Here is a 25190-nt window from a genome sequence, read left to right on the forward strand (position 1 = left end):
AAAACTCAGACAGGAAGTTTGTCAAAGCCGATTTTATTTATAACTCGGCCAGCACAGACAAAACAATTATCAGGGAGCCTTAGGCTTCCATTAAAGATTAAAGGCCAGTGTGATTAGAAACAGCACCAGAGTGACACTGGCAATGATCAGTAATGTTTTCATTTGATGGTTCATCTGGCAGGCTGGCTCCCCAAAACTCATGTTCAAGGGTAAGTCGCAACTGCTGAGTTTCGTAGCCTGTTTTGGTAATGCCGTGTTTCAAAATTGTAATGCTGGAAACGTGTATGTATATACAGTATTCTTTTTAACGACAGGTTTGGAACAGAAATGGAATGGCCATATTGTTGGGGATTGATCCCGGGTCCAGGATTACCGGGTATGGAATCATTGAGGAAATTGGCTCCCAATGTAAATACGTAGCATCCGGCTGTATCCGAATTCAGGATGGGCCACTGCCAGAAAGACTTGCCCAAATTTTTCAGGGTATCAATACGGTGATTGAAATGTACAGTCCGCAATCTGTCGGTATTGAGCAGGTGTTTATGGCACGCAATGCCGACTCTGCCCTGAAGCTTGGGCAGGCCCGTGGTGCGGCGATTGTTGCCGCAGTAAATCATGGGCTTGAAGTTGCAGAGTACTCGGCACGACAGGTGAAACAGGCGGTGGTGGGTAAGGGCTCTGCGGAAAAGTTCCAGGTACAGCACATGATTACTTCAATTCTGAAGCTGGATAAAACCCCTCAGGCCGATGCCGCTGATGCGTTAGCAGTGGCATTGTGCCACTCCCACACACGGGCAAGCCTGGTGCGAATGGCCGGAGCAACGGGCAGAAGAAATCGTCGGTTATTAAGTAGTTAAGTCGTTAGAAGAGATACTGAATATGATAGGCAGACTTCGCGGTATTTTGCTGGAAAAAAAAGCCCCATACCTGCTGATTGAGGCTGGTGGGGTGGGCTATGAAGTTGAAGCGCCGATGTCGGTGTTTTACCGTCTGCCAGAGGTTGGTGTTGAGACAACGCTTTATACGCACTTTGTCGTTAGAGAAGATGCACAGCTGCTCTATGGCTTTAGCGACGCCCGGGAGAGAGAGCTTTTCCGTACTCTGATTAAAGTGAATGGAGTGGGTCCGAAACTGGGCCTGACACTGCTCTCCGGAATAGAAGCGTCTGTATTTGTACGTTGTATCCATGATGGCGACAGTTCTACCCTGGTGAAATTACCCGGGGTTGGCAAGAAAACCGCGGAACGCCTGATCGTGGAGTTAAAAGACAAACTGTCAACATGGGATAGCTCTGCTGCGCAATTTGATGGTTTGACTGGAACGCCCCTGGGGCAGGCCCTGGAAAAACAGGCCGCGGATACTGAACAGGAAGCCGTCAGTGCCCTGGTTGCCCTGGGCTATAAGCCTCAGGAAGCCAGCAAGGTGATTGGGCGGATTAAAGTAGAAGGTCTGTCCAGTGAAGAACTGATCAGGCAGGCATTAAGAAGTATGATTTAACATCATTCCCGGAAAAAATTATGATTGAAGCGGATCGCTTAATATCAGCCAGTGAGCGCCCGAGTGAAGAGGCCCAGGATCGGGCCATTCGACCTGTCCGGTTGCGTGAGTACACCGGGCAGCCAAAAGTCAGGGAGCAGATGGAGATATTTATCCAGGCGGCCCGAAAGCGTGGTGATGCTTTGGATCATACGTTGATATTTGGTCCGCCCGGGCTGGGCAAGACAACGCTTTCCCATATTGTTGCCAATGAAATGGGCAGTAATATCCGTTCGACTTCCGGGCCAGTGATTGAAAAAGCCGGAGACCTTGCCGCCCTGCTCACGAACCTTGAGCCTAATGACATCCTGTTTATTGATGAGATCCATCGTCTCAGCCCGGCCGTTGAAGAAGTGCTCTATCCGGCCATGGAAGATTATCAATTGGATATTATGATTGGTGAAGGCCCAGCGGCACGTTCGATCAAACTGGATCTGCCACCCTTTACCCTGGTCGGCGCGACCACCCGAGCAGGGCTGCTGACTTCACCTTTAAGGGATCGGTTTGGCATTGTTCAGCGGCTTGAGTTCTACAATGTGGCGGATCTCAGTGCCATTGTGCTCCGTTCTGCTGGTATTCTCGGAGTGCCGATGAATAGCGAGGCGGCCAATGAAGTTGCCCGCCGTTCAAGAGGCACACCCCGTATCGCCAACCGGCTGCTGCGAAGAGTCAGGGATTACGCGGAAGTAAAAGGCGATGGTTCGGTAACCCGTGAACTGGCAGACGCTGCCCTGAATATGCTGGATGTGGACGCCAGCGGTTTTGATCATATGGACCGTCGACTGTTACTGGCCATGATTGAAAAGTTTGATGGAGGTCCAGTGGGCGTGGACAACCTTGCCGCAGCCATCAGTGAAGAGCGGGACACCATTGAAGATGTGCTTGAGCCCTACCTGATTCAACAGGGTTATATAATGAGAACACCCAGAGGCAGGGTATTAACTAAGAGCGCTTATCTACATTTTGGCTATGATTACCCCTAGGGGCTGTTCAGGTTGTATTATGAACTAGACTTCAGTTCATGCTCGGAGGACCTGTCAGTCCTCTTTTTTTATCCTTACGGCATTTGGAAATATCGTAACAGGAGTACCTGATACCCTCAGTATGCAACTCAACTTCAACAGGCCACAGTCCGGCCCTATCTAAACAGACAGGATGTATAATATGCTCCCAGCTGGAACGCCTGAAACTTCCTACGGGATGCAGGTACGCTCGAAAATTGATAGACCAGAGTCAGAGTATCCAACAGGAGAGGTACAAACTGCTGCCGGCATCAAAAGACGTGTTATCCCTTTTACAGTAGGCGAACATGTCTTCAATGAGAACCTGATAGAAGGATTGATTAATCACAATGGAATGGGGAGACTGGCAGGGGTAAAAGACAGGGGATGTCGTCTGGTTGAGCGTCCTGAGTTAATTCAGTGGTTAACGTCTGAAGCTACGCAAAGTCGTTTATCGTCATCTGATGTCATTTGGCCTCACAGGGGGATCAAGAGACCGAAATCAGATTACAGTACTCTCAGTCAACTTGAAGACCTGGCCGTGTTGATGGGGTTTGCGAAAAGTTTAGGGTTCACCCGTCATTCAGTTCAGGATGGCAGCACATCTTTATGCAGTGATCTTCATCCGGTCATGGAGAAATTTGTTGCGTTGTTCGACAGCAACAATCTCGCGTTGAATTCTTATTACGAGGTGAGCTTTTATGCAAGGGATGATGTAGATAAACTGTATTTACACCTGAAACATTCACATGCGGTGACGCTGTTAACCCCTGATATTATTCCCGATCAAGAGGATCCCTTTGGTCGCCATAACTTTGATCGTGTTACTGACCCAATGTATAGTCCTGATGGTATCTACATTGAACTGGATGGTGCTGAGGATGACAGGGCGTTTGCAGGATTGATTAATCGAGTAAGACTGCTGGATCCATTTGAGGAAAAATCCAGCATGAATTTCCTGATTCGCTTTCGGAAAAATATTCCTGAGGATCAGAATATTTCTGATATTGCCAACTATCGGCTGGTCACAGGAAGTGAGGACAGGAATCAACTGTATTTCTCCTGCAGTGTCCCTGTAACAACTCTGAAAAAAGGAGAATTATTTATTGAGTTGCAAGCTCCGTTTATTAACTGTCCTGAACCCGATCTTGATGAAATATTTGATGTCGAAAAGGAGTGCAAATCAACCAGGGATAAGCTGAAAAGAAATACGGATGGCAGTATAAACAATAAAACCAACAGGGATCTTCTACGCCAGAAGTCGATACCCATTGTCAGAAATACCAGGAAGACTACGCCTGAGAAAAATGGCTTTGTCGGTGAATATCTTGGTTCAGGAATTGCGCAATGTGTCTTTACCCATGCAGAGTTTAACAAATTGGCAGCAAAGAAAATCATGCACAGCATGAATCACGCTGCTTCTGGAGCAACCATCAGGACACTGTGTAGTACACAGAGAATGTGTTCCTGTGTGATGACAGACCCCCTGCTGGGAAAAAATGGAGAAATCAAGTTTGCACTGAGTCCTATAGAATACATAGCGGTGCCGTATCGGGATGGTGCGATTGGTGCTGATCAGGTTTATGAATTTGATTTACCAGAAAAGAATGTTTCCTATGGTGTCGCTGCTTCTAATTATCCAGTGAGGGTCAGGAGGATAAGAAACAGTGCATCAGAGTCCGATGCTTTCAATAATCTTGATTACCTGCCCGTCCTGCCCAGAGAAGATTGCGATGAACCGGTCTTGTCCGATTACCATTACAGGATGGAAGCAATGGATGTTAATGGCGATTCAATGAAACCGGAGTTTTATGAACAGGACCAGGTGACAGTGTTAGGATTACAGAGGAAATACGATCAGGAAGAGATGGTTGAGTGTATATTGAAAGATCCTAATGAGAAACCTGAGGTTAAATTTGAAATCATTAAAGGCATTCTGGATTTGATAGACCGGTGTGACCGTTTTAACAAGATGATCGAGGAGAAAGGTAATGGCTGGGTAATCAAATGTGTTATTGATGGTAATTTTGCAAATTTTGCCTATGACCGGAAGAAACATCAGCTTATTTATCTTGATGTTGCCCCGGCAACGGTTACCATCGATGGACAGATTTTGCCGGGGAATCAATTTATGATGGAATGGATTAAGGAGCGCCATGAATTTATTTCCAAAATGTCTGAAGATCCACAGATGTCAAAATTGTTTGTGCTGGTGATGCTGACCAATGATCTTCGTCAACTTGAAAAAATACAATCCAGACTGGTAAGAGAGTCGGTCAGTCATGATTCACATAAAGAGGAAACCTCTTCCCTGCGGGATGTGGTCAGCAAAGTGTCCTCTTTGCTGGCGGAAGATGATCGATTTTTATCCTGGTGTGCCTGCCATTTTTTCTCAGACTCTGAAATGACTATGGAAAGCCTCAGTTACAATGAAGACGCGTCTTCAGGGGGGCGGTTTTCTCAAGTTGTATCGAGTTTATTTGAACGGTATATACAAAACCCCCTGGTTGATTTTGATCAGTATGTAGATAAGACTGATCCGGCTGAATCAGAAAAGATAAAATCATTACCCTTATCAAGAAGAATGGAGTTGCTTCGACAGTTGTCTGATGCGGCTTTTGGACACATGAAGCGAATAAAAAAGAGTCTTGCGGAGAAATCATCGAAGAAGTTGAATGGCAATGGTGTTGATGACCATAAAGAAGATATCTTATCCAAAATTGAATACGAAACAATGATGAATAAGGCTATAAGGGGTGATGTTATTCATTTCTTTCCAACTACTTGCCCTAAAGAGGATATGTTTAATGAATCTGCTTTTGCCTGGCTAAAAAAATGGGAAGCTATTCATAGCTATAAACCCATAGAGGGCGATAGCGTTGATAGTGTTTTGGGATTAAGTCGTCAGTTATTGCTGGATGCCGAGTTTGACGAAACCAGTGATTCTCTAATGATCACCATACCTTGCTTTCAACGACTGGTCAGAAGGATTTATGGTAAAAAAGTGGATGTGCTCCTGGTTGAGCCTTTTCATGGGCGTGATAAGAAATTTCGAACGGCTTTATATCAGTGGCGGTCTATGTGTCAGGATAAATCTCTTCGCCTGGAAGAATGCACAGGGGTTGAGGCATTTCATGATACTCTGGAGAATTTGACAATGGACACAATGATACTTGTTAATCGTCAGCCGGAGAATTCCTATCTGATTGGCAATGTCAGTGAAACCCCATGGTCCAGTATCTTCGTCAAGGACAAAGGAGAGCAGGCCAGTAAGCTAAATTGCTCATTACCGGTTACCTACATGCCATGCCAGGATGGTTGTGAAAAGTTATTTTTTGAAAAAGTGCTTCGGGGTTTGAAAGAATTATACGAAATCAGAAAAGAAAGAAGTCTGGGAAATGAAAATAGTGAGAATCTCTCTGATGAGGATTTCCTTAAGAAGCTCGTCGTATGGCTCCCGGGCAGCTGTGCAGAAACCAGGAAGGTAGAGCGGGATGTTGAGCGTGTCTTTATCAAAATGAAATTGTCGTCCAGTATCATGACTCGATTAAAGCCATGGCTTCGTGGTTATGTTGATATGATACAAGATGAATTTGGTCGGGAGCACTCTCCAAGAGTGTACCTGATGATGCCACTACCTTCAGAAGATACCAGAGAGTATGCTCGTTGGATGCTTCGTCTCACGAAGGATAGAAATGGCAATGACATATCATTCATGAACTTTACCAGTGAGCTTAACATGAATATGCTTCAGGAAAAGATTAAGGCAAGTATTAATGAAACGTCATCCTCCAAACCGGATTTTATGTTTATCGAGGGTGGGTATGGGTACAGGTCGGGTTATTTTCTGCTGCATGATACGCCAGTCGTCAGAGTATGCAGCGGTTATGATGAGGGCTTTTTCAAAGAAATAGACCGCATTGGTTCTGTGAAAGATCTAGCCTTGAAATCAGTATCTGTCAGTATACCATATACTTCTCTTATCAACGGGGATCCCGTCAGCAGGAGTTCTATGGAGTGCCTGAATGAACCCCATGGGAGATTCTTTAGTGATCGATAATGTGGGGCATGTTGGATGATGGTTGTCTGATAAACAGGGCAGCAGTACCTATGAAATATTTCCGGATGTAATATGGTGTTATGGCTACATCTATCCGTCAGAAGATTACGCTGTTTAATCTGCTACCAGCGATAGTGTTCTACAGTATCATTACGTTTGTTTTTCTATACTTTACCTTTCGGACGGCCTCTGAAGAAATCGGTAGAAGGCATCTCAACGAGACGTTGCGATATGCAGCATCCGTAGATACAAGAATGAGTAAAGTGATCCTGGCTGGCAAGGCTTTATCCCTGTCTGCCAGTGAGATTTCTTATCATGACCTCTCTGCAAAAGTTATTTCAATATTCAGAGATATGCCCTATGTGAAATCGTTATCCATTGTCGATTTTGAAAAGAAAGGCGGGGTGTTGATAAAAAGTAAAGAGTCTGTTTATTTTGATTGGATGGTGAAGAAATTTGTTTCTGGAGACCAGGACTCAGATTACTCCATTCCTGATCAAATCTATTTGTCAATCAACAATAACTTAGAGTATGACTGGTATGTTAATACTGAATTAACCGGCCCGGTGTTTTATACCAGCTTTCTGGTCAGGGTTTCGGATGATAACCATCGGAGCCGCTTCCTAAGGCTCGATCTGGATGCCGCCAAGCTGGTCAATATGCCGATAAACCTGGATTTTCGGGTTCGCCTGATTATTGCCGACCCTTTCGGACACATTGTGTACGCCAATGGCATATCACTACTGAAGTACAGAACCATTGAAAAATTCTCACGGCTTGGGCCTTGTGAGGGCAGTGGCGAACTCTATTTTCCCTCAGAGAATGGCGGTTCGTTCAGGCATTTGCTGTACAGCCCGATTAAACCTTCCAGGCCTGATGAGCCGTGCGGCTTTATGAAAGATGTTTTGCACAATGTTGTTAAGGAGGGCAGGCTGGTCAGTGTCCGTATTCTAACCAGGGGCAGCTACAAGTGGTCTGCCGCTGTGCCTGTTAAATCCACCGGTTGGTTTTTCAGCTATAGCATCATGGAAACTGACATCATGAAGCCGGTGTATAAACAGGCCTTTTTAAGCGCAAGCCTGATTGGCCTGGCCATGGTGTTAGCCATTATATGCTTATGGGGTGTGTCTGGCAGGATTACGCGTCCCCTGAATGAATTAAAGCGTGAAATGAATACCTTTGGTTTTCTGCCCAGTGATTCAAGTGATAATTTCCAGGATTCAAAGGATGAAGCGGTTAGCCTGAACCGGAGCTTTATCCGGTTAAAGGAACGACTGTTAAACCGGGAAGAGGCTTTGCAAAAAGCCCGGGCGCAAAATATGGCCAGCCTTGTCCAGCAGTTAAGAGGACGTTATTTCTATTTTCATCTGGCCACTTCCGGGGATATTACCTATGTCAGTCCATCAATTACTTCAGTACTGGGTTTCGACGAAGACGAGTTTTCTGGAAAAATTCAGGGTTTTTTAACGGATTCGGTGGTTAACGATACCTTCAGAAGCGTCCTGAAGCAGTTGCCAAAAGGGGTTTGGCAGGAAACATTTGAACTGGAATTTTTCCATAAAGACGGTTCCATACGCTGTATTGAAGTGGGTTGTGCGGGGCACGCCAATAAAAGCTCTCTCACCCAGAAAAACACCGGTCAACAGCTCGATAGCATTGAGTGTATGGGAAATGATATTACCCACCTTGTTCGTGATACGGAAAAATTCAAGGCATTGATAGCCGGTTCGCCGGATGCCATTGTTATCACCGATACGGCGGGTGTCATCACCCTGGTAAATCCCAGGGTCGAAGATCTCTTTCGTTATCATGAGTGTGATTTACTGGGCCTGCCATTAGCGCTGTTAATTGACCCTGAGTACCGATCAGATCTGATGCTGCTGAAGGAACTCGACTCCGATGACATCGATAGCCATTGCCTGGAGGCAAGGCTCTCCCGTGGGGTTGATAAGTATGGCCATGGATTTCCAGTGGAAATATCCAGCAACGTGCTGACCACAGCCGATGGTTTGCTGATCTCCATTGTCTTTCGTGACATTACCCAGAGAAAGCGAATCGAAGGCGAGCTACTGAAGGCGAAAGAAACGGCCGAAAAGGCCAGCAAGGCAAAATCCTTATTCCTGTCACATATCAGCCATGAACTGAGGACCCCGCTTAATGGCGTCCTTGGCTATGCCCAGCTGCTGTTGGCTGACAGAGATGTTCCCGATAAATACCGGGAAAGTCTGTCATCCCTTGAGGCCTGTGGTTTGCATCTTTTGACCATGATTAATGACATTCTCGATATCACCAAGATTGAAAGCGGCATTGTGAGAACCCGGGTGGTGCCTTTTAATATCCAGGTGACGCTGGATATGGTGTTTGCCAATTTTCGCGAAACTGCGAAAGTCAAAGGCCTGAACTTACTGCTGGATATTCTGCCCAATGTAGAACTGGAGATTGTTGCTGATAATGTCAAACTGCGCCAGGTGTTGATCAATTTGATTGGCAATGCCGTCAAGTTTACTGATTCTGGCAGTGTCTATCTAAAGGTGTTTGTCAAAGGTGACAAGCTTCAGTTTGAAGTGCTTGATAGTGGCGTGGGGATTGTCTCATCGGATTTGGCGCAGCTGTTTCAGCCATTCACCCAGCTAAAAAAAGGGCAGGAATGTGGCGGTGCCGGTTTGGGGCTGTCTATCAGTTATCGTCTGGTGGAAGCCATGGGGGGAGAGCTTCAGGCTGAGAGTGAACCTGGCAAAGGGAGTCGTTTTTATTTCAGTATTCCCTATCAGATTAGCCAAGGGGAAAGCAGAAAAGTGTTAGCCGAATTACCCCCGGGAAACGGCGGACCTGATTTACAGCCAGAGCACTTTAATCAACATCAAATTCTGGTGGTTGACGATAGCATTAATAATAGAGATATGTTGGTAAAGGCCCTTAAGTCCAAATCTTTTCATGTTGAGGCAGCAGAGGGAGGGTTGGAAGCGGTGGAAAAATGCAGAACCACTCGCTATGACCTTATTTTGATGGATCTCAGAATGCCCGGCCTGGATGGCTTTGATGCTGCCAGGGCGATTCACCGTATCGGCCGACACCCATCCATTAAGATTATGGCCGTATCTGCCAGTGTGTCAGAACAGGCGAGAGTACAAATTGCAGATTCCGGTTTTTGTGGTTTTATTGCCAAACCCGTGCGCTTTGATGAACTGTTTAATTGTATTTATGACCATTTGGAAAATGATAACGGCTTGTCTCCTGATTTGCCGCTCTCCGGCGTTTGTCAGCAGGAAATGGTCACTGTTTTGCAGCGCCTGCTTGAGATCGGTGACCTGAAAACACTGGAAGAAAAAGCCGAAGGGTGGTCAGTGCAGCCGGGTTATGGCACCGTCCCTGAAAAAGTTATTGAGCTGTGCAAGCTACTGGACGTTATGGGGCTGGAGACACTCTATAACGCTTTAGTGGAGCATTCTGGCTAGGAGCCTGTCTGACTTAAGACTGTCCTACTGTAGGGTGTGTGTAAATCTGATTTGATCTCCCTCACTGACGTGCTATCAAACAGTTATTCACGGGATACAATTACCTTGGACCTTTATCGGGTGGTTCTGATCCCCATTGTGGTTTTTGGTGTTATGATCAGTCCTTTTTCGACTTCATAATTGATGGGTAGAGAGGTTGTCGGTGGCAGAAAGCATGTCTCTATGGGCTCTGGTGGGTAACGCCAGTTGGATTGTGCTACTGGTGTTATTGTTACTGGTAGCTGCATCGGTTGTTTCATGGATGATAATTTTCCAGCGGGGAATCCTGCTGAGAAATGCGCAGCAGGCCATGATTGCGTTTGAGGATCGTTTCTGGTCGGGAATGGATCTGATTCTGCTGTACAAGGAAGTGCAACAAAATGAACAGTCCGGCTCAGGGGTGGAACACATCTTTAAAGCCGGCTTCGCCGAATTTACCCGCCTGCGAAACCAGGGGACTGTTGATCCTGATGCGGTTATGGAAGGTGCTCAGCGGGCCATGAGGGTGGCCATTTCCAGGGAGCAGGAGCGCCTCGAAGGAAACCTTCCCTTTCTTGCCAGCGTTGGTTCTACCTGCCCTTATCTTGGTCTTTTTGGCACAGTTGTCGGTATTATGAACTCTTTCCGGGGGCTGGCGGTGGTTCAGCAGCCAACCCTGGCTTCGGTTGCACCGGGCATTGCCGAGGCTTTGCTGACCACTGCTGTTGGCCTGGTTGCCGCTATTCCGGCGGTTGTCGCCTATAACCGCTATGCTTCAAGGGTTGAAGCCCTGGTGTCCAATTACGAGATATTTGCGGATGAGTTTTCCAGTATCCTTCACCGTAAAGTTTACAGCCGGACATAAAGGGATCTTACCGCAATGTCACCGATGATAAGTGGGGCAAAGATAAGAAGTCGTCGTAAACCCATGTCTGAAATAAACATGGTGCCGTTTATCGATATCATGATGGTGCTACTGGTCGCTTTTATGATCACTGCGCCCATGATGACCCAGGGCGTGAAAGTTGAGCTGCCCAAAACCAGTAGCGATAATATTGCTCTGCCAGAAGATAAAGAAGTCCTGGTCATCTCTATCAAGGCGGATGGCAGTTATTATATGGACGTCGGATCTGACCATGACAAAGCCGTGAATCTTTCGTCCCTGACAGAGAAAGTCAGTAAGGTCGTGAGTGCCAGACCCGGTACTCAAGTGTTGATTCAAGGAGACACCAGCGTTGCCTATGGATCAGTAGTTCAATTAATGGCTGGCCTGCAAAACTCAGGTATCAGTCATGTTGGGCTGGTCACTGATCCGGTGGCGGTTGGCATGGAAGAGCGGTAGATGAAGAGATGGTTTAATATTGCTTTTCCAGCCTTTATATCAAGGGTGACCGAAGGTTATGGATTTTCTGTAGCCCTCTCTCTGATTCTTCATCTCATGATGTTTGGTGTGCTTTTAGTCAACTGGAGTGCCGACGCCCATCCAAAAATAGCACCGCCGGTGCCCATCAGCGCCGCATTGGTATCGTTGCCTGAACCGGCGGCAAAGCCGCAAACTGTCAGGAAGCCTGCGCAGAGTCAGGTGGAACAAAAGCGCAAAGAAGAGGCAAAAAGGCGGGCAGAAGCCAAAAAAACAGCAGAGGCAAAGCGCAAAAAAGCGGAACAGCAGCGAAAGGAGCAGGAGCGGCAGAAAGCCCTGGCCTTGAAGCGGGAAGAGGAAAGAAAAAAAGATGAGCTTCGCAAAAAGGAAGAAGCTGCCCGGGAACGTCAGGAGCTGGAGAGGCGTCAGCGGGAAAAGGAGCAAAAGCGCAAAGAGCAGCAAGCGCTTGAGCAAGCCATGGCAATGGAGCAACAGGCTTTGGCAGCTGCTCAGCAGCTTGAGCATGACCAGCTGCTGCAGGCACAATATGCCGCGCTGATTAAAAACCTGACCTCCCGGTATTGGAGCAGGCCGCCCAGTGCACGCAATAACATGGTGGCAGAAATTCGAATCAGTCTTTCTCCCTTTGGGGATGTGCTGGATATTACTATGCTGAAGTCCAGTGGTAATGATGAGTTTGATCGCTCCGTTATTCAGGCTATACGCCGAGCGTCGCCCTTTTCGGAGTTGAAGGATCTTGAGCGGCGAATTTTTGAACAACACTTCCGACGAATTACCTTCCGATTCAGGCCCGAGGATCTGGTTAAATGAGGCACTTATTCAAAACCTGTTTATTATTTTACTGTCTGCTCTGGGGGATGAGTGCTCAGGCAGAGCTTGTCATTGAGGTCACCCAGGGAAATGACCAGGCTGTGTCCATGGCAGTTTCCCCCTTCAGCTGGACAGGGGGGAAAGTGTTGCCGGAAGACCCGGCGGCAATCATTGATAACGATTTGAAACTCAGCGGTCTGTTCAAGGCGCTGCCAAGAACCAGTATGCTCAGCTTCCCGGCCAGTGAACAGGAAGTTTATTATCGTGACTGGAGGTTGCTTGGGGTCTCTTACCTGGTAACAGGGCAGGTGACACACAGGGGCACAGGTTACACCGTGAACTATCAGCTTTATGATGTTGTCAGGGGAAAGCGCATTGCCAAGGGGGGATTTACCGGAAACAGTGCCCAGCTTCGTGAGATGGCCCATCGCATCAGCGATGTTGTCTATGAAAAGATCACGGGCCTGAAGGGCGATTTTTCCACCCGGATTCTCTACGTAACCGCCCAGAGGCACGACGCTGAAAGAACCGATTATCAGCTGAATTATGCCGATGCGGATGGTAAACGTAACAGGAAGGTGTTCAGCTCCAGCGAGCCTATTTTATCGCCCAGCTGGTCACCAGATGGAACCAGGGTTACCTATGTCTCCTTCGAGCAGGGTCGCCCTGCCATTTACATGCAGGAACTGGCAACGGGCATTCGCAAGAAACTGACCGGTTTTAAAGGGCTGAATAACTCGCCGGTATGGGCACCGAACGGTAAATCCATTGCCATGGTGCTTTCCAAGGATGGTAATCCGGACATTTATATTCTTGATCTGGCAACGAACAAAATCAGTAATGTCTCGACTCATTACGCCATAGACACTGAACCGGACTGGATGCCAGATGGCAACAGTCTCGTGTTTACCTCAAACCGGGGTGGGAGTCCTCAGGTCTATCAGCAGGAGGTCAGCCGTAAAAGTGATGGTGAATTTATCACAACAGGCAAGCCCCGTCGTCTAACCTTTGAAGGGCGGTTCAATGCCCGGGCCAAGGTCTTTCCGGATGGTAAGTCCCTGGCTCTGGTGCATAAAGGGGAGGGAGCTGCAGACTTTAACATCGCGGTGCTCGACCTGGATACCGATAGACTGCGGCTGCTGACGTCATCCAGCCTGGAAGATTCTCCCAGTATTGCCCCGGGTGGGCGCAGACTGATCTATTCTGTACAGGGTGGCAAGAATGGCGAGCTGGGAATAGTTTCTGCTGATGGGCGGGTGAAACAGCGATTGCCTTCTGCCAAGGGTGATGTCCGGGAGCCTGCATGGGGCCCGGCTATTGAACTCAGGTAACGTACAGGCAGGGTGACCGCTCTGAAGTTCTGTGAAGCAGATCGCAGGCAGTCACTTTTGCCCTGCCGATTTTCCGACTTGCTGCTATGCTCGTTTAAACTGCTTTTTTCCGGTAGCCCTTTCTCTGAGGAAACCTCACCATCCCTTGCTATTCGGGCTAGTCGGGTGACTTCAGTTCTGATAGTGTACTGCACAAATCTTTGAAATCCCGTAGAGAATGATTGGAGTTAAAAATGCAAATCGCCAATGTTGTTAAAGCGGCTTCTATGGCTGTAGCCGCTCTCTGGCTGGCAGGGTGTGCTTCCAGGAAAGAGCCAACTACAGCAGAAATCCAGCCACCGGTTGTTACTGTTGAAGAAGAGGTGCTGGTTGAAGTTCAGCCAGTTCTGGATCCTGCAGTTCAGGCAGTGATTGACAGTGGCCGAATTGATGAGTCTCCGGAAGAGATTCAGGCGCTTCTGGAGAAGAACACCTATTTCTTCCCATTTGACAGTGCCAGGCTGGATAATGACGCATACAAGGCTCTGGATGTGCATGCTGCCTACCTGACTTCTGATATGGGTTACATGAAAAATATCGTCATTCAGGGTCATACTGATGAGCGTGGTACCCGTACATACAACCTGGCCCTGGGTGAGCGTCGTGGCAAAGCGGTGATGGATTACCTGGCCGCTAAAGGTGTAGCAGCTAACCGTGTTGAAGTAATCAGCTTCGGTTTTGAGAAGCCTCTGGATCCTGAGCACAGTGAAAGTGCGTGGGCTTTGAACCGTCGTGCGGTAATTGTTACTGAGTAAGCAATAATACCAGTCATATTCTTGATGCTCTCCCGGTAAGCTTGCTGGAAAGCAGCCCGGTGATAAAGGAGAATACGACTGGTATCATTTTTCGTCCGGGGGATAAATGCGTAGAGGAAACACTAACCCAAAGCTGATGTCGGGGCTGGCTCTTCCAGTGTTGCTTGCTGGTGCTCTGAATGGCGTGGCAATTGCCGCAGCCCCGGTTGAAGAACCGAGACCTCTGGGGCTTTCAGCTCAATCTCAAACGGTTGTCAGTCAGATCTCAGATGGTCCTGTTACGATTTCATCCTCATCGGATAGTGATGCTGATTACAATGGTACGGCTCATCTGCTGAATACGATTGATCAGCTTCGACAGGAAATGATGGAAATGCGCGGGCAGCTGGAAGAGCAGGCCTTTCGCATTGAGCAACTGCAGCAGGAAGGTCGGGACAGGTATCTTGACCTTGATGATCGAATCTCTCGATTGAAAGATCAGTCCGTGCCCCCGGCTCCAGTTGCCAACGTAAAGCCACCAATGGTGAGCGCACCAGTGGCAGAGGCGGCAGAAAAAAACAACCAACCGGCTTTGAAAGCTGAGGAAGCAGCTTACCAGTCAGCATTTGACCTGATTCGCTCCAAACAGTTTGATAAAGCGAAAAACGCACTCCAGGAGCAGCTGAAAACCTACCCTGAAGGTCGTTACGCAGACAATGCCCATTATTGGCTCGGTGAAGTTGATATGGCTCAAGGGCATTACGATGCCGCCAAAGTCTCCTTCCAGATCATTTTGAATGAGTTTCCAAAAAGTCCAAAAGTTCCGGATGCCAGCTATAAGCTTGGGCGAGTGCACGACTTGCTCGGCAATCAGAAAGAGGCAAAGAGACTTCTTGAGCTGGTTATTCAGCAATATCCTGATAGCTCGGCAGCCAGGCTTTCTGATACTTATTTGAGAACCATGGGCGATTCCTGATACCTGATGGCAGTCATCCTCAATGCTGAGAATTACCGAGATATTTTACTCATTGCAGGGAGAGACCAGAACCACCGGTTTGCCTACGGTATTTGTGCGCTTAACCGGTTGTCCCCTCCGTTGTCGCTGGTGTGATACGGAGTATGCCTTTAAGGGGGGAGAGTTATTATCTGCTGAAGAAATCCTGGACAAAGTATCAGAATATAACCCCGGATACGTCACCGTGACGGGAGGCGAGCCACTGGCCCAGAAAGCATGCCACGGGTTGCTGGCTCTTCTGGCTGACCAGGGTTATGAGGTTTCTCTTGAAACCAGTGGGGCAATCAGTCTCTCTGAGGTTGACGCCAGGGTGGTCAAGGTAATGGATTTGAAGCCTCCAGCCTCAGGCGAGTCCCATCGTAACCTGTATGAAAATATCGGTTTTCTGACCAGACAAGACCAGTTGAAATTTGTGATTGCCGATCGCGGCGATTATGAATGGTCAGTCTCCAAACTGATCCAATACGACCTGGCGAACAGGGTTTCCGATGTTCTTTTTTCTCCGGTCAGTGGCACCCTGTCTGCCCGGGTATTGGCAGGTTGGATCCTTGAAGACAGGCTGCCGGTGAGATTTCAATTACAGCTGCACCGGATGATCTGGGGTGATCAGCCTGGTGTCTAGTGCAGAAAAGCGATATTACCCGTACACCACGTTCACCCTGAGCGGAGTCGAAGGGTGCTTGGCACGATCTATCAGAGTCCGGAGTTTTCGCCCTTCGACAAGCTCAGGACGAACAGTATGGGTAACAGCGCTTAGCTGCACTAGTTTAATTCTTGTTTCATAAAAAGGTATTGCAGATGAACAGAGCAGTAATCCTATTATCCGGAGGGCTGGATTCGGCCACCGTTCTGGCGATGGCTTTAGAACAGGGATTCGAATGTTACTCGGTCAGTTTTGATTATGGGCAGCGTCACCGTTGTGAACTTGAGGCTTCCCGCAAGTTAGCTGAGGCCCTGGGGGTTAGTGAACACAAGGTGTTAAAACTGGGGTTGACTGATATAGGCGGTTCAGCGCTGACCGATGATGATATTGCAGTCCCGGATTTCGGCGATCCCCTCAAGGAGGCCCAGAGCCAGGTTCCGGTCACTTATGTTCCTGCAAGGAATACAGTTTTTCTCTCTCTTGCTCTTGGTTGGGCAGAAGTGCTGGGGGCTCGTGATATTTTTATTGGTGCCAATATCGTTGATTACTCGAATTATCCTGACTGTCGCCCGGAGTACCTGAAAGCATTTGAAGATATGGCGAATCTTGCCACCCGGGCTGGCGTTGAAGGTGATCTTTTTCGGATCAGGGCACCACTGCTGAATTTAACCAAGTCTGAAATAATTTCTGAAGGCGTCAGGCTGGGGGTGGATTATGGGATGACAGTCTCTTGCTACCAGGCCGATGAATACGGTGCTGCCTGCGGTGTTTGTGATAGTTGCTGTTACCGGCGAAAGGGGTTTATTGAAGCAGGGGTTGATGACCCGACGACTTATCGCATTGCGGTTTAACTCGAATCACTTGTAAAACGAATTCTGGCGCGTATAATTTCGCGGATTGGGTCGTTAGCTCAGTTGGTAGAGCAGTTGGCTTTTAACCAATTGGTCGTAGGTTCGAATCCTACACGACCCACCACTTCCTGCCAAACCCTCTTATTTACCTCTTCACCATAATTATTATTAGTGCTGATGCTGTGTTAGAATACTGCCACATTTTTTTTAGAAAATGGCGGTGCAGAAATAGTGCGGAGCTGGACTTCCTGCCATTGTGGGGAGAGCGGTAACGTAATATTTTCGGCTCATGGCTGATTGATAGAGGAAGTTGCAGACACTTACCTGCCGTGAAACAGTTCATCCTGGAAGGGTAAAGTGCTTTGCCGGATGCAAGCTTTATGAATGCAGTGATAGACAGAGAGCTCGTTCAGGGCCATTTGCAGAAGGCTCCATTACCGGTGGATCCGGTTGCGAAGGATGCCAAAAAAAACAGAATCAAACAGCTCCTGAAAGAGAGGGGAGCGGTTCTGGTTGCCCACTATTATACAGATCCTGTCGTTCAGGAACTGGCTGATGAGACCGGTGGCTTTATTGCCGACTCATTGGAAATGGCACGCTTTGGTGCCCGGCACGATGCCAACACGCTGATCGTGGCTGGTGTTCGTTTCATGGGGGAAACCGCCAAAATTCTCAGCCCGGAAAAGCGGGTGCTGATGCCGACCCTCGAAGCGGAGTGTTCCCTTGACCTGGGCTGCCCTGTGGAAGAATTTTCCGCTTTTTGTGATCAACACCCTGACCGGGAAGTTGTCGTCTATGCCAATACGTCTGCTGCCGTAAAAGCACGGGCAGACTGGGTAGTAACCTCCAGCTGTGCGCTTGATATCATCGAAGATCTTGATGCCCAGGGTAAAGCCATTATCTGGGGGCCGGATAAATACCTTGGCAGCTATATTCAAAAAAATACCGGTGCCGATATGCTGCTCTGGGACAGTAGCTGTATTGTTCATGAAGAGTTTAAGGCGAAAGGTATTGAAGACCTGAAACGTGTTTATCCTGATGCCGCCGTGCTGGTTCATCCGGAGTCCCCTGGCTCAGTGGTTGAGATTGCTGATGTGGTGGGCTCGACGAGTCAGTTATTGAAAGCTTCTCAGGACATGCCCAACAGCGCATTCATTGTGGCTACAGACCGTGGGATTTTCTATAAAATGCAGCAGGCTTCACCTGAGAAACGTTTTATAGAGGCTCCCACCGCAGGCAGTGGTGCCACGTGCCGCAGTTGTGCCCATTGCCCATGGATGGCAATGAATACCCTTGATGCTCTGCTGGAATGTCTGGAAACTCCGGGTGACCTGAATGTCATTGAAGTCAGTGATGAGTTGCGGGATAAGGCACTGAAGCCCTTACAACGCATGTTGGACTTTACGGCGGCCGGTTAACATTAATTATCTTCCCGATTTCCGAGGAGGTCGTCCGAGAATGAATGGCCTCCAGGCATTGTTTTATAAGTTCTTCCTGTGTTTTTCCATGTGATTTATCAAGCTGGCCTGTAACTCAGCTTGTGACTCAGCTTTCGATGTAAGTGGTATCCCTACACATAGTTCCAGTGGCGTACCTCCAAATAGGCAGAAGGGCATTTTCTCAAGCAGATCTTGTCTAGCCGAAGGAGCAGTGGAGGGGTAGGTGCCCTCTTCGTGCCAGAAAAAGCCGGCAATGTTGGCTTTGCCTTCATCCAAATTGCCACCATTGTCGATAAGCTTGAACATTGCCTGCAGGTGGCCCTCTAAGGCTGCAAAATGCATGGGAGTAGCGCTGCCATTCAACCGACCGGTGCTTTGGTTTATCCTGGCATTGCGTTCTATCAGATGGTCGATCATTTCCAGGTTGCCAGACCAGGCAGCCAGGTGGAGCAGTCGAATGCCGCCTGTAATGATTGGCTTATTGACATCTGGAACGGCACTGATCAGCATACTGATAATATCGTTATTGCCTTGCTTAAAGGCCTTATAAAAATAGGAACTGGCGATATTATGATAAAATCTTTTGACATTGGCTCCAGCCGATAATAGTACCCTCATTGTATCGGTATCTTCGATTTCCATGCTTTTCTGTAGCGCTGTCAGGCCATTCGGGTAAAGCAACTCCAGGTAAAGTGAGTCCGGGTAAAGCGATTTCGGGCAAGGCGAGTCCGGGTTAGCTTTACCTTCTTTGCAGAGAATCTCTACTGATTTCGATTGTCTGTTCTTCACTGCCCAGTGTAGCGCTTCTTGTTTTTGTATTCTGGCATCGGGAAAAGTTGCACACAGATAAGTTAAAACTTTCTTATTACCCGATATGGCCGCCCTTGCAAAAGGATTTAAGGCAGGATTTTCGCCTGCACCCGTTGTTGTCAGGCGCATAAACGTCGAAGAAGGCACGGCTTGCGCCAGATGGTTGATGACATTTGCATTATTGTTTGAGCATGCCCACAGGAATAACGACTGAAAATCCTCCACGCTGATTTCCTGTCCATCATCCAGAGGTAATTTGAATGGTAATTGGGGAAAGGGCAAGGATGATTCAGAGGCATTTTCAGATGTAGTTTCATCGTCATCTAAATCGATATCAAGGCAGGGCGTGTAGGCCGCCTCCCTGGCAAAAGGAGAAAACCGGGCAATTCTCTGGAAGAGGGTCTGGGTAAAAGATTCATGGGGTTGGACGGTGGGGAGATTTCCTGTAGGCGTTGTTTCGCGAACCCGCTTACCGTTGAAATTGACTCGAATGGTCTCCGGGTGTGTTCCAGAGGGGGGCGAATCAGGATTGCTATTTGTCCTGCGGGTAGTTGTCCTGGGGTTCAGTGTAAAGCTGCACTCCAGTATAAATCTTCTGGTGGCTGATGAGTGAGTAAAGGTGAACTTGTGCATTATTAGAGTCCTTCTTAATTCTTGACTTAGTTAATATTTATCTTTTTCTGACCGTTTAGATGGCGGATAGTTCCCAAGGATGACGTGAGCGTGATAATTATTTTGAGGTCAAATGGCGTTATTTATCGTCCAGGTACAGGGTTTTGTTCTGAAAGCAGCAGCATCACACAATTTTCTCCCAAAGCCTGTTACCTGCCTTGTGAAATGTTCTTAAATGTCAATTTCTGCAACTGCACCAATATTTCGGTGCCTCTCTCGCTGATCTGACGAAAGCAGGGATCTCCACTTTGCAGCTTCTCCCAGGAAAACGGGGTGGCCAGCCGGGTCATACTCAACGGCCAGGACGGATGAGGGGGGGATGAATGCTTAATGATGCTTTGGTGAAGATAATCCCGGGCTCGCAGACGTCGTAATGCTACTTTCTGAATGATGGGTTTAAGTACGAAATGCAAATGACTACTGAAATTGTTTCTCAGCAATATCAGTTCGCCCATCAGGTGACTCCATGTGTACAGCTGGCAGAATGCCCTGTTGGCGTTTACTAAAAAATCAGAAACAACCTGTTCTGTCGGGGATCGGGGGGGAGGCAGCTGTTGCCATAATTTCTTATATGATTCCAGCTCCAGGCAAAGGGCTGATGAAGCATATTGCACTTGAAAAGCCAAAGTGGCTTTGTCCAGCTTCTTTTTAAACTTCCCGACGGTTCTGGAATGCTCAGGCAATTCCAGCAGCCTGTTTCTCCCTGAATCAATGATGACGGAAGAAGCCTCCCGGGCTGAACTGTTAATCATTTCCCTCAGCTTTCTATTGTTCTCCTGATGGATGATTTCAGCTACCTCCCTGTGGGAGGCAAACAGGGAGCCTGCTTTTTGTGTGTCATGGGGATGGAGCACAAACACCCGTAGGTAGGGGCAGGATCGATCCATTTTATCAGGCTCATTTGATCTGCTTTCCTGTACGGGGTCCGCAATAAAGTAAATTTGGGTGGCTCTGACATTGCCCTCAGCATCGATTACCTGCACCAGAGGCTTGTCGCGATAGATGTTTCTTAAACAACGAGAGTCGTGCAGTCCATCCCTCTGCAGCACCCCCGTTTTCAGATAACTTCTGGTAATATTCTCTGCCTTAATAGGGTTTTTCTGTTCTTTTTGAAAAGTCTCGGTTATCCCGGCCGCGACAAAGCGTGAATTCTTCAGACAAAAAGCGCAGGTTAATCGCTCATCAAGCCCTTTGACCCCCGGGGCTGCGGCCTGAGTTTGCAGCAGGGATTTGTCTGCTGCTTTATCACAGGCATAGCTTCCGGAAAAAAACAGGCCTTCATCAACATAGTGGCTGAGCAACTCGGGGGTGTTTACTAACATACGACATAGTCCAGATTCACCCTTGTGCTCGGTAAAAGTCTGGTATCGATCAGCAGTAGTGTTGGGCAGCGAGCAGCGTCCGGCGTTGCAATGATTTTCATACCAAATCGTCGGGTCCATCCAACAGGAATCATCTTTAATGCGCCGCTCTTTCGGATCAGTAATAGCATCTATTTTGCGGGTTACATCAAGCCAGCTTCGCACGACCCAGATATCTCGCTCCTGGAGCGTCTTGATAACCAGGTTCAAACCCTGCACAAAGCCCTTGTGCTCATCAACAAGATAAAGACGCTTGCCAGGGTTCAGTGGGATGACGGTGTAACCCGGACCATTGCAGGTAAGAAGAAAAAAGCCAGCGACATCTGGCTCAAGTTTAGCCTCCAGATAATGTCCCGGGGCGGTGCTACGGGAATTTGGCTTGGTTAGCGGTACTGATTTATGTCTGGGGTCTTTTTCCAGATTGGCACTGGCCGGACAAATATCAAAATCACCATGCTGGTTCATCATTCTGTCGATTTCTGAATCAGATTTTGGGACGCATCGAACGAGCATATTCGACCTTGACCTCCTACTTTATATAAACGTTAGTAGCCATTGTGCAGACTGTTTTTTCATTGGATAGTTCCAAACTCTTTGTCATCTAAATTCCAGAGTCTGAAGAAAATATTGTCCAATTAACGGGAAAAGCTTGTGCAGTTAAATTCGTGCGTCTTCCGGAGGCAAAATTTTGCTTAACTATTTATCGGGGCAAAGATCGGACAGAGTCTTATAACTTGAATTCATTACTTCATACTTGGAAATAAACTCCAGAGTCGTTAACGGTCAGAGGTTCTATGAACAATAAGATTGAGATTGGTGATAATGCTAATTTTTCCCTTCACAGCTGCGGTAGAACAATCCCGTGTCACAATCAGGCAGGAGTAAAAACGTCAGAGAGGGTTTCGGTTGTTCCCCCGGAACAGGTGTCGCCTTTATTGGCATTACCCGATGAACTCCTGATTAAAATTGCTGACAATCTGAGTTTTGTTGATTGGCGAAGCCTGGATTTGACCAGCAGGCGGTTAAATACACTTTTTAACACCGAAGAAAGGCTGAAAATCCTATTCGTTCGATATTATGGATCTCCCTCCGAAGCCTATAGAAAAATAATTGAAAACAGGGGGATACCTGCTCTTCCACACAATGAAATCAAGAACCCTTTTTTACGACTTGCCTGTGGCAGATACGTAAGCAATGAATACCTGGCTTCTCTGGGAAATGATGCCTCGCAAACCTGTGTGAAGACGCTGTCTGGGCATACTGGCGAGGTGATGTCAGTCACGCCACTGGCTGATGGGCGGCTGGCTTCTTGCGCTGCTGACGAAACCGTAAGGGTGTGGGATCTGAGCAAGCCCGATGGGTCGCAATGCGTGATGACGCTGAATGGACATACTGGCATTGTTTACTCAGTCACGGAATTGCCTGATGGGCGGCTGGCTTCCTGCTCTGATGATGAGACCGTAAACGTGTGGGATCTGAGTAAGCCCGACGGGCAGCAATGCGTGGCGACGCTGCGTGGACATTCCTATCACGTGCGCTCAGTCATACCATTGGCCGATGGGCGGCTGGCTTCCTGCGCTACTGACAAAACCGTAAAGGTGTGGGATCTGAGTAAGCCCGACGGGCAGCAATGCGTGGCGACGCTGCGTGGGCATACCGAGGGGGTGAGTTCAGTCACGCAATTGCCCGATGGGCGGCTGGCTTCCTGCGCTGGTGACCATACCGTAAAGGTGTGGGATCTGAGTAAGCCTGACGGGCAACAATGCGTGGCGACGCTGAATGGGCATACCCAATGGGGGACATCTGTCGCGGCATTTGACGATGGGCGGCTGGCTTCCAGCTCTCTTGACAAGACCGTAAAGGTGTGGGATCTGAGTAAGCCCGACGGGCAGCAATGCGTGGCGACGCTGAATGGGCATACCCAATGGGTGAAATCTGTCACGGTATTGGCCGATGGTCGGCTGGCTTCCTGCGCTGGTAGCTATCATGATGTCTATTTGGGTGACGGCACTGGTGACAAGAGCATAAAGGTGTGGGATCTGAGCATGCCCGATGGGCAGCAATGTGTGGCGACGCTGAATGGGCATGAAAGCTGGGTGAACTCAGTCACGCAATTGCCCAATGGGCTGCTCGCTTCCTGCTCTGAAGACAAGACCATAAAGGTGTGGGATCTCAAGGCAGCGGCTATGTGTGTCGACGCTGAAGGGCATACTGACGGGGTGAACTCAGTCACGGCAATAGCCGGGCAGCTGGATTCCTTCTCCCTCTGAAAGAAGAAAAATCGTTGCTTGATAATGAAAAAAATACCAGTGCTATCTGAGCTAAAAGTCACCGTGCAGCGGCCTGCCCTGGAGCCATTTTTCAGGACCAGGCAGGAGCGTCTTCTGGATATTGATTATGAATTTCTCATTTTCTGGCGATAGTTTTGCATATCCGTCAGCTTTTGCTGAAGTTTTGATTTGAGCGAGAAGTTATCCCCTGACATCTTTAATGCATACTGCAGGTGTCTGATAGCATCATCCAGATTGCCATTCAGGAAGAAGTACTCAGCCCTTGACTGATGCAGGCCGACAATGTCTTCTGCCAGCCCCTGAACTTCCGCCAGCTCAAACCAGATGTCCGGATCGTCCGGACGGAGGCGGCTGAGTTTCTGCAGCTCATCCCGGGCACTGGCATAATCCTGTTGTTGCAGCAGAATTTCTGCCCGGGTGGCCAGCAGCGGGTAGCTTTGTGGGTTGGTACTCAATGCCTGGTCGATGCGTTTAAGACCCTGGCTGGCTTTTCCGGAGGCGGCTTGGACCAGGGACTGAGTCATAATCAGATAAGGGTTATCAGGGTATTGTTGCAGCAGAAGATTCATTTGCTGCTCTGCGACCGTAAAGTTTCGGGTTTTCATGCTGGCCAGCACCAAACCATACCGAGTGGGAGCCAGGCTGGCTGCTGATGTGGCGGTTAATCCGGACTCTAATTCCTTGTTCAGCTGTCTGGCCATTTCATGATGGTTGTTGCTGTTCAGGACGGCGGCACGGACTCGCATGAATTGGTAGTTTTGTGAGCCTTTCATAGTTTTTAACTGCTGGTCTGACATCTGGTCAGCCCGTGCCCGGGAGTCTGCGATACGGTTTTCTGTCACCGGGTGTGTCAGCAGGAATTCTGGAGGACGGCTGCCGTAGCGGCTGGCTTTGTTCATTTGTTCAAAGATTTCAGGCATCGCCTGTGGGTCAAAGCCGGCCCTGGCAAGGGTGGTGATGCCGATGTTATCCGCTTCCCGTTCAAACTGGCGACTGAAACGAAGCCGTGCACTTTGCATTCCAGCCACGGTTGAGGTCAGTGCTGCGGCACCGGCATCTCCCCCTGCGGTGGCCATGATCAGTATGGACCCAAGAATGGCGGCGGCATTGGGGATGCTTTTGTTCCGTGCCTCTTCAACATTGCGGGCGTAGTGACGCTGGCTCAAGTGTGCCAGTTCGTGTGCCAGAACGGCGGCAAACTGGGCTTCGGTTTCGGCATTGAGAAACAGGCCGGTGTTGACGCCAACAATGCCGCCCGGGGCGGCAAAAGCATTCAGGACCGGGCTGTCAATCACCAGCGGGACCAGCCGGTGATCTTGCAGTTGGCTGGCAGCGGCCAGTCGGAAGATAAGGTTTTCCAGGTAGTCTTTCAGTTGCGGGTCAGAAACCATGGGGGTCTGATTGCGCAGGGCTTTTAACCATGACCGTCCGAGCTCATGCTCTTCCTGTTGGGAAATAATACCCGACGTGCTATCACCCAGGCTCGGCAGGTTGAGGTTGCTGCTCATGGTGACGCTGGAGTAGGTCGATAGTACCGCGGTCAGTGCTGTGGCTAATATAAGTACTGACAAAAAGCCCGCTCGTTTCATAGAATATCCATACCCGTGTTTTCTACAGTACACTTTATCACGAATCTGTTTATGGTTGAGTAATATAAGTAGCTGGCCATATGGAATCATATATTTCTGGCTACTTGGGCAGGTGCTATGCGAGGCACAACGGAGGGAGCATAGCCGTAGCTAT

At 48.5% G+C, this 25190-nt stretch carries 18 protein-coding genes and 1 tRNA gene; 16 read left to right on the forward strand and 3 right to left on the reverse strand.

All coding sequences use genetic code 11. The features are described 5' to 3' along the window. Positions 1–332: 332 nt before the first annotated feature. From ruvC to nadA, 15 genes are all read left to right on the forward strand, one after another. Positions 333–857, forward strand: coding sequence for a crossover junction endodeoxyribonuclease RuvC (gene ruvC, locus ACO6VE_RS16765; protein WP_422462431.1), 525 nt, complete (start codon positions 333–335; stop codon positions 855–857). 22 nt (positions 858–879) lie between these two features. Next, on the forward strand, positions 880–1497 hold the full coding sequence (gene ruvA, locus ACO6VE_RS16770; protein ID WP_422451044.1) for a Holliday junction branch migration protein RuvA: 618 nt from the start codon (positions 880–882) through the stop codon (positions 1495–1497). 20 nt (positions 1498–1517) lie between these two features. Beyond that, a complete protein-coding gene (ruvB, locus tag ACO6VE_RS16775; RefSeq protein WP_422451046.1) occupies positions 1518–2519 on the forward strand; it encodes a Holliday junction branch migration DNA helicase RuvB in 1002 nt (333 codons plus the stop codon). Between the two features lie 1489 nt (positions 2520–4008). Continuing rightward, complete coding sequence (locus ACO6VE_RS16780) at positions 4009–6597, forward strand: hypothetical protein (RefSeq protein ID WP_422462433.1); 2589 nt, start codon at positions 4009–4011, stop codon at positions 6595–6597. Between the two features lie 254 nt (positions 6598–6851). Then, positions 6852–10052: an ATP-binding protein gene (locus tag ACO6VE_RS16785; RefSeq protein ID WP_422451049.1), complete on the forward strand. Its 3201-nt coding sequence runs from the start codon at positions 6852–6854 to the stop codon at positions 10050–10052. 214 nt (positions 10053–10266) lie between these two features. Continuing rightward, positions 10267–10935 carry a protein TolQ gene (gene tolQ / locus ACO6VE_RS16790; protein WP_422451051.1) on the forward strand — a complete coding sequence of 223 codons (669 nt, stop codon included), beginning with the start codon at positions 10267–10269 and terminating at the stop codon, positions 10933–10935. A 15-nt stretch (positions 10936–10950) separates the two neighbouring features. Next, entirely contained in the window at positions 10951–11412 is a 462-nt protein-coding gene (gene tolR / locus ACO6VE_RS16795; RefSeq protein WP_269674966.1) for a protein TolR, read from the forward strand. Continuing rightward, complete coding sequence (locus tag ACO6VE_RS16800; RefSeq protein WP_422462435.1) at positions 11413–12261, forward strand: TonB family protein; 849 nt, start codon at positions 11413–11415, stop codon at positions 12259–12261. Then, positions 12258–13592, forward strand: a complete 1335-nt coding sequence (tolB, locus tag ACO6VE_RS16805) for a Tol-Pal system beta propeller repeat protein TolB (RefSeq protein WP_422451054.1) — start codon at positions 12258–12260, stop codon at positions 13590–13592. The genes ACO6VE_RS16800 and tolB overlap by 4 nt, the downstream gene beginning before the upstream one ends. A gap of 233 nt (positions 13593–13825) precedes the next feature. Next, positions 13826–14386, forward strand: coding sequence for an OmpA family protein (locus tag ACO6VE_RS16810; protein ID WP_422451055.1), 561 nt, complete (start codon positions 13826–13828; stop codon positions 14384–14386). Positions 14387–14492: 106 nt separating this feature from the next. After that, positions 14493–15341: a tol-pal system protein YbgF gene (gene ybgF, locus ACO6VE_RS16815; protein ID WP_422462438.1), complete on the forward strand. Its 849-nt coding sequence runs from the start codon at positions 14493–14495 to the stop codon at positions 15339–15341. Between the two features lie 22 nt (positions 15342–15363). Then, positions 15364–16002 (forward strand): 7-carboxy-7-deazaguanine synthase QueE, encoded by a 639-nt coding sequence (queE, locus tag ACO6VE_RS16820; RefSeq protein ID WP_422462440.1) that lies wholly within the window; start codon positions 15364–15366, stop codon positions 16000–16002. A 176-nt stretch (positions 16003–16178) separates the two neighbouring features. Then, on the forward strand, positions 16179–16874 hold the full coding sequence (queC, locus tag ACO6VE_RS16825) for a 7-cyano-7-deazaguanine synthase QueC (RefSeq protein ID WP_422451060.1): 696 nt from the start codon (positions 16179–16181) through the stop codon (positions 16872–16874). Between the two features lie 48 nt (positions 16875–16922). Further along, positions 16923–16998, forward strand: a tRNA-Lys gene (locus ACO6VE_RS16830). A 256-nt stretch (positions 16999–17254) separates the two neighbouring features. Next, complete coding sequence (gene nadA, locus ACO6VE_RS16835; RefSeq protein WP_422451061.1) at positions 17255–18292, forward strand: quinolinate synthase NadA; 1038 nt, start codon at positions 17255–17257, stop codon at positions 18290–18292. A 63-nt stretch (positions 18293–18355) separates the two neighbouring features. On the opposite strand, the gene ACO6VE_RS16840 is transcribed toward nadA, so the two are convergent. Together ACO6VE_RS16840 and ACO6VE_RS16845 are read right to left on the reverse strand one after the other, a co-directional pair. Further along, entirely contained in the window at positions 18356–19348 is a 993-nt protein-coding gene (locus tag ACO6VE_RS16840) for an ankyrin repeat domain-containing protein (RefSeq protein ID WP_422451062.1), read from the reverse strand. Positions 19349–19944: 596 nt separating this feature from the next. Next, a complete protein-coding gene (locus ACO6VE_RS16845) occupies positions 19945–21624 on the reverse strand; it encodes a hypothetical protein (protein ID WP_422462442.1) in 1680 nt (559 codons plus the stop codon). A 326-nt stretch (positions 21625–21950) separates the two neighbouring features. Between ACO6VE_RS16845 and ACO6VE_RS16850 the strand changes: the two genes are divergently transcribed. After that, the gene (locus ACO6VE_RS16850; RefSeq protein WP_422451066.1) at positions 21951–23426 is read left to right on the forward strand and encodes an F-box/WD repeat-containing protein; all 1476 of its coding nucleotides are present in this window, start codon (positions 21951–21953) and stop codon (positions 23424–23426) included. A 125-nt stretch (positions 23427–23551) separates the two neighbouring features. Here ACO6VE_RS16850 and ACO6VE_RS16855 read toward each other — a convergent pair whose 3' ends face one another. Then, positions 23552–25018 carry a M48 family metalloprotease gene (locus tag ACO6VE_RS16855; RefSeq protein ID WP_422451067.1) on the reverse strand — a complete coding sequence of 489 codons (1467 nt, stop codon included), beginning with the start codon at positions 25016–25018 and terminating at the stop codon, positions 23552–23554. Between the last annotated feature and the right edge of the window lie 172 nt (positions 25019–25190).

The sequence above is a fragment of the Endozoicomonas sp. ALB115 genome (genome assembly GCF_049310245.1).
In the GTDB taxonomy this organism is placed as follows: Bacteria; Pseudomonadota; Gammaproteobacteria; order Pseudomonadales; family Endozoicomonadaceae; genus Endozoicomonas.

What these genes read in the sequence shown, in the direction of transcription:
- tolR (WP_269674966.1), top strand. Translation starts at nt 10,951, where the DNA reads ATGTCACCGATGATAAGTGGGGCAAAGATAAGAAGTCGTCGTAAACCC.
- ruvA (WP_422451044.1), top strand. Translation starts at nt 880, where the DNA reads ATGATAGGCAGACTTCGCGGTATTTTGCTGGAAAAAAAAGCCCCATAC.
- ACO6VE_RS16800 (WP_422462435.1), top strand. Translation starts at nt 11,413, where the DNA reads ATGAAGAGATGGTTTAATATTGCTTTTCCAGCCTTTATATCAAGGGTG.
- ACO6VE_RS16785 (WP_422451049.1), top strand. Translation starts at nt 6,852, where the DNA reads ATGAGTAAAGTGATCCTGGCTGGCAAGGCTTTATCCCTGTCTGCCAGT.
- queC (WP_422451060.1), top strand. Translation starts at nt 16,179, where the DNA reads ATGAACAGAGCAGTAATCCTATTATCCGGAGGGCTGGATTCGGCCACC.
- tolQ (WP_422451051.1), top strand. Translation starts at nt 10,267, where the DNA reads ATGTCTCTATGGGCTCTGGTGGGTAACGCCAGTTGGATTGTGCTACTG.
- ruvC (WP_422462431.1), top strand. Translation starts at nt 333, where the DNA reads ATGGCCATATTGTTGGGGATTGATCCCGGGTCCAGGATTACCGGGTAT.
- ruvB (WP_422451046.1), top strand. Translation starts at nt 1,518, where the DNA reads ATGATTGAAGCGGATCGCTTAATATCAGCCAGTGAGCGCCCGAGTGAA.
- ACO6VE_RS16845 (WP_422462442.1), bottom strand. Translation starts at nt 21,624, where the DNA reads ATGATGAACCAGCATGGTGATTTTGATATTTGTCCGGCCAGTGCCAAT.
- ACO6VE_RS16850 (WP_422451066.1), top strand. Translation starts at nt 21,951, where the DNA reads ATGAACAATAAGATTGAGATTGGTGATAATGCTAATTTTTCCCTTCAC.
- tolB (WP_422451054.1), top strand. Translation starts at nt 12,258, where the DNA reads ATGAGGCACTTATTCAAAACCTGTTTATTATTTTACTGTCTGCTCTGG.
- ACO6VE_RS16810 (WP_422451055.1), top strand. Translation starts at nt 13,826, where the DNA reads ATGCAAATCGCCAATGTTGTTAAAGCGGCTTCTATGGCTGTAGCCGCT.
- ybgF (WP_422462438.1), top strand. Translation starts at nt 14,493, where the DNA reads ATGCGTAGAGGAAACACTAACCCAAAGCTGATGTCGGGGCTGGCTCTT.
- queE (WP_422462440.1), top strand. Translation starts at nt 15,364, where the DNA reads ATGCTGAGAATTACCGAGATATTTTACTCATTGCAGGGAGAGACCAGA.
- nadA (WP_422451061.1), top strand. Translation starts at nt 17,255, where the DNA reads ATGAATGCAGTGATAGACAGAGAGCTCGTTCAGGGCCATTTGCAGAAG.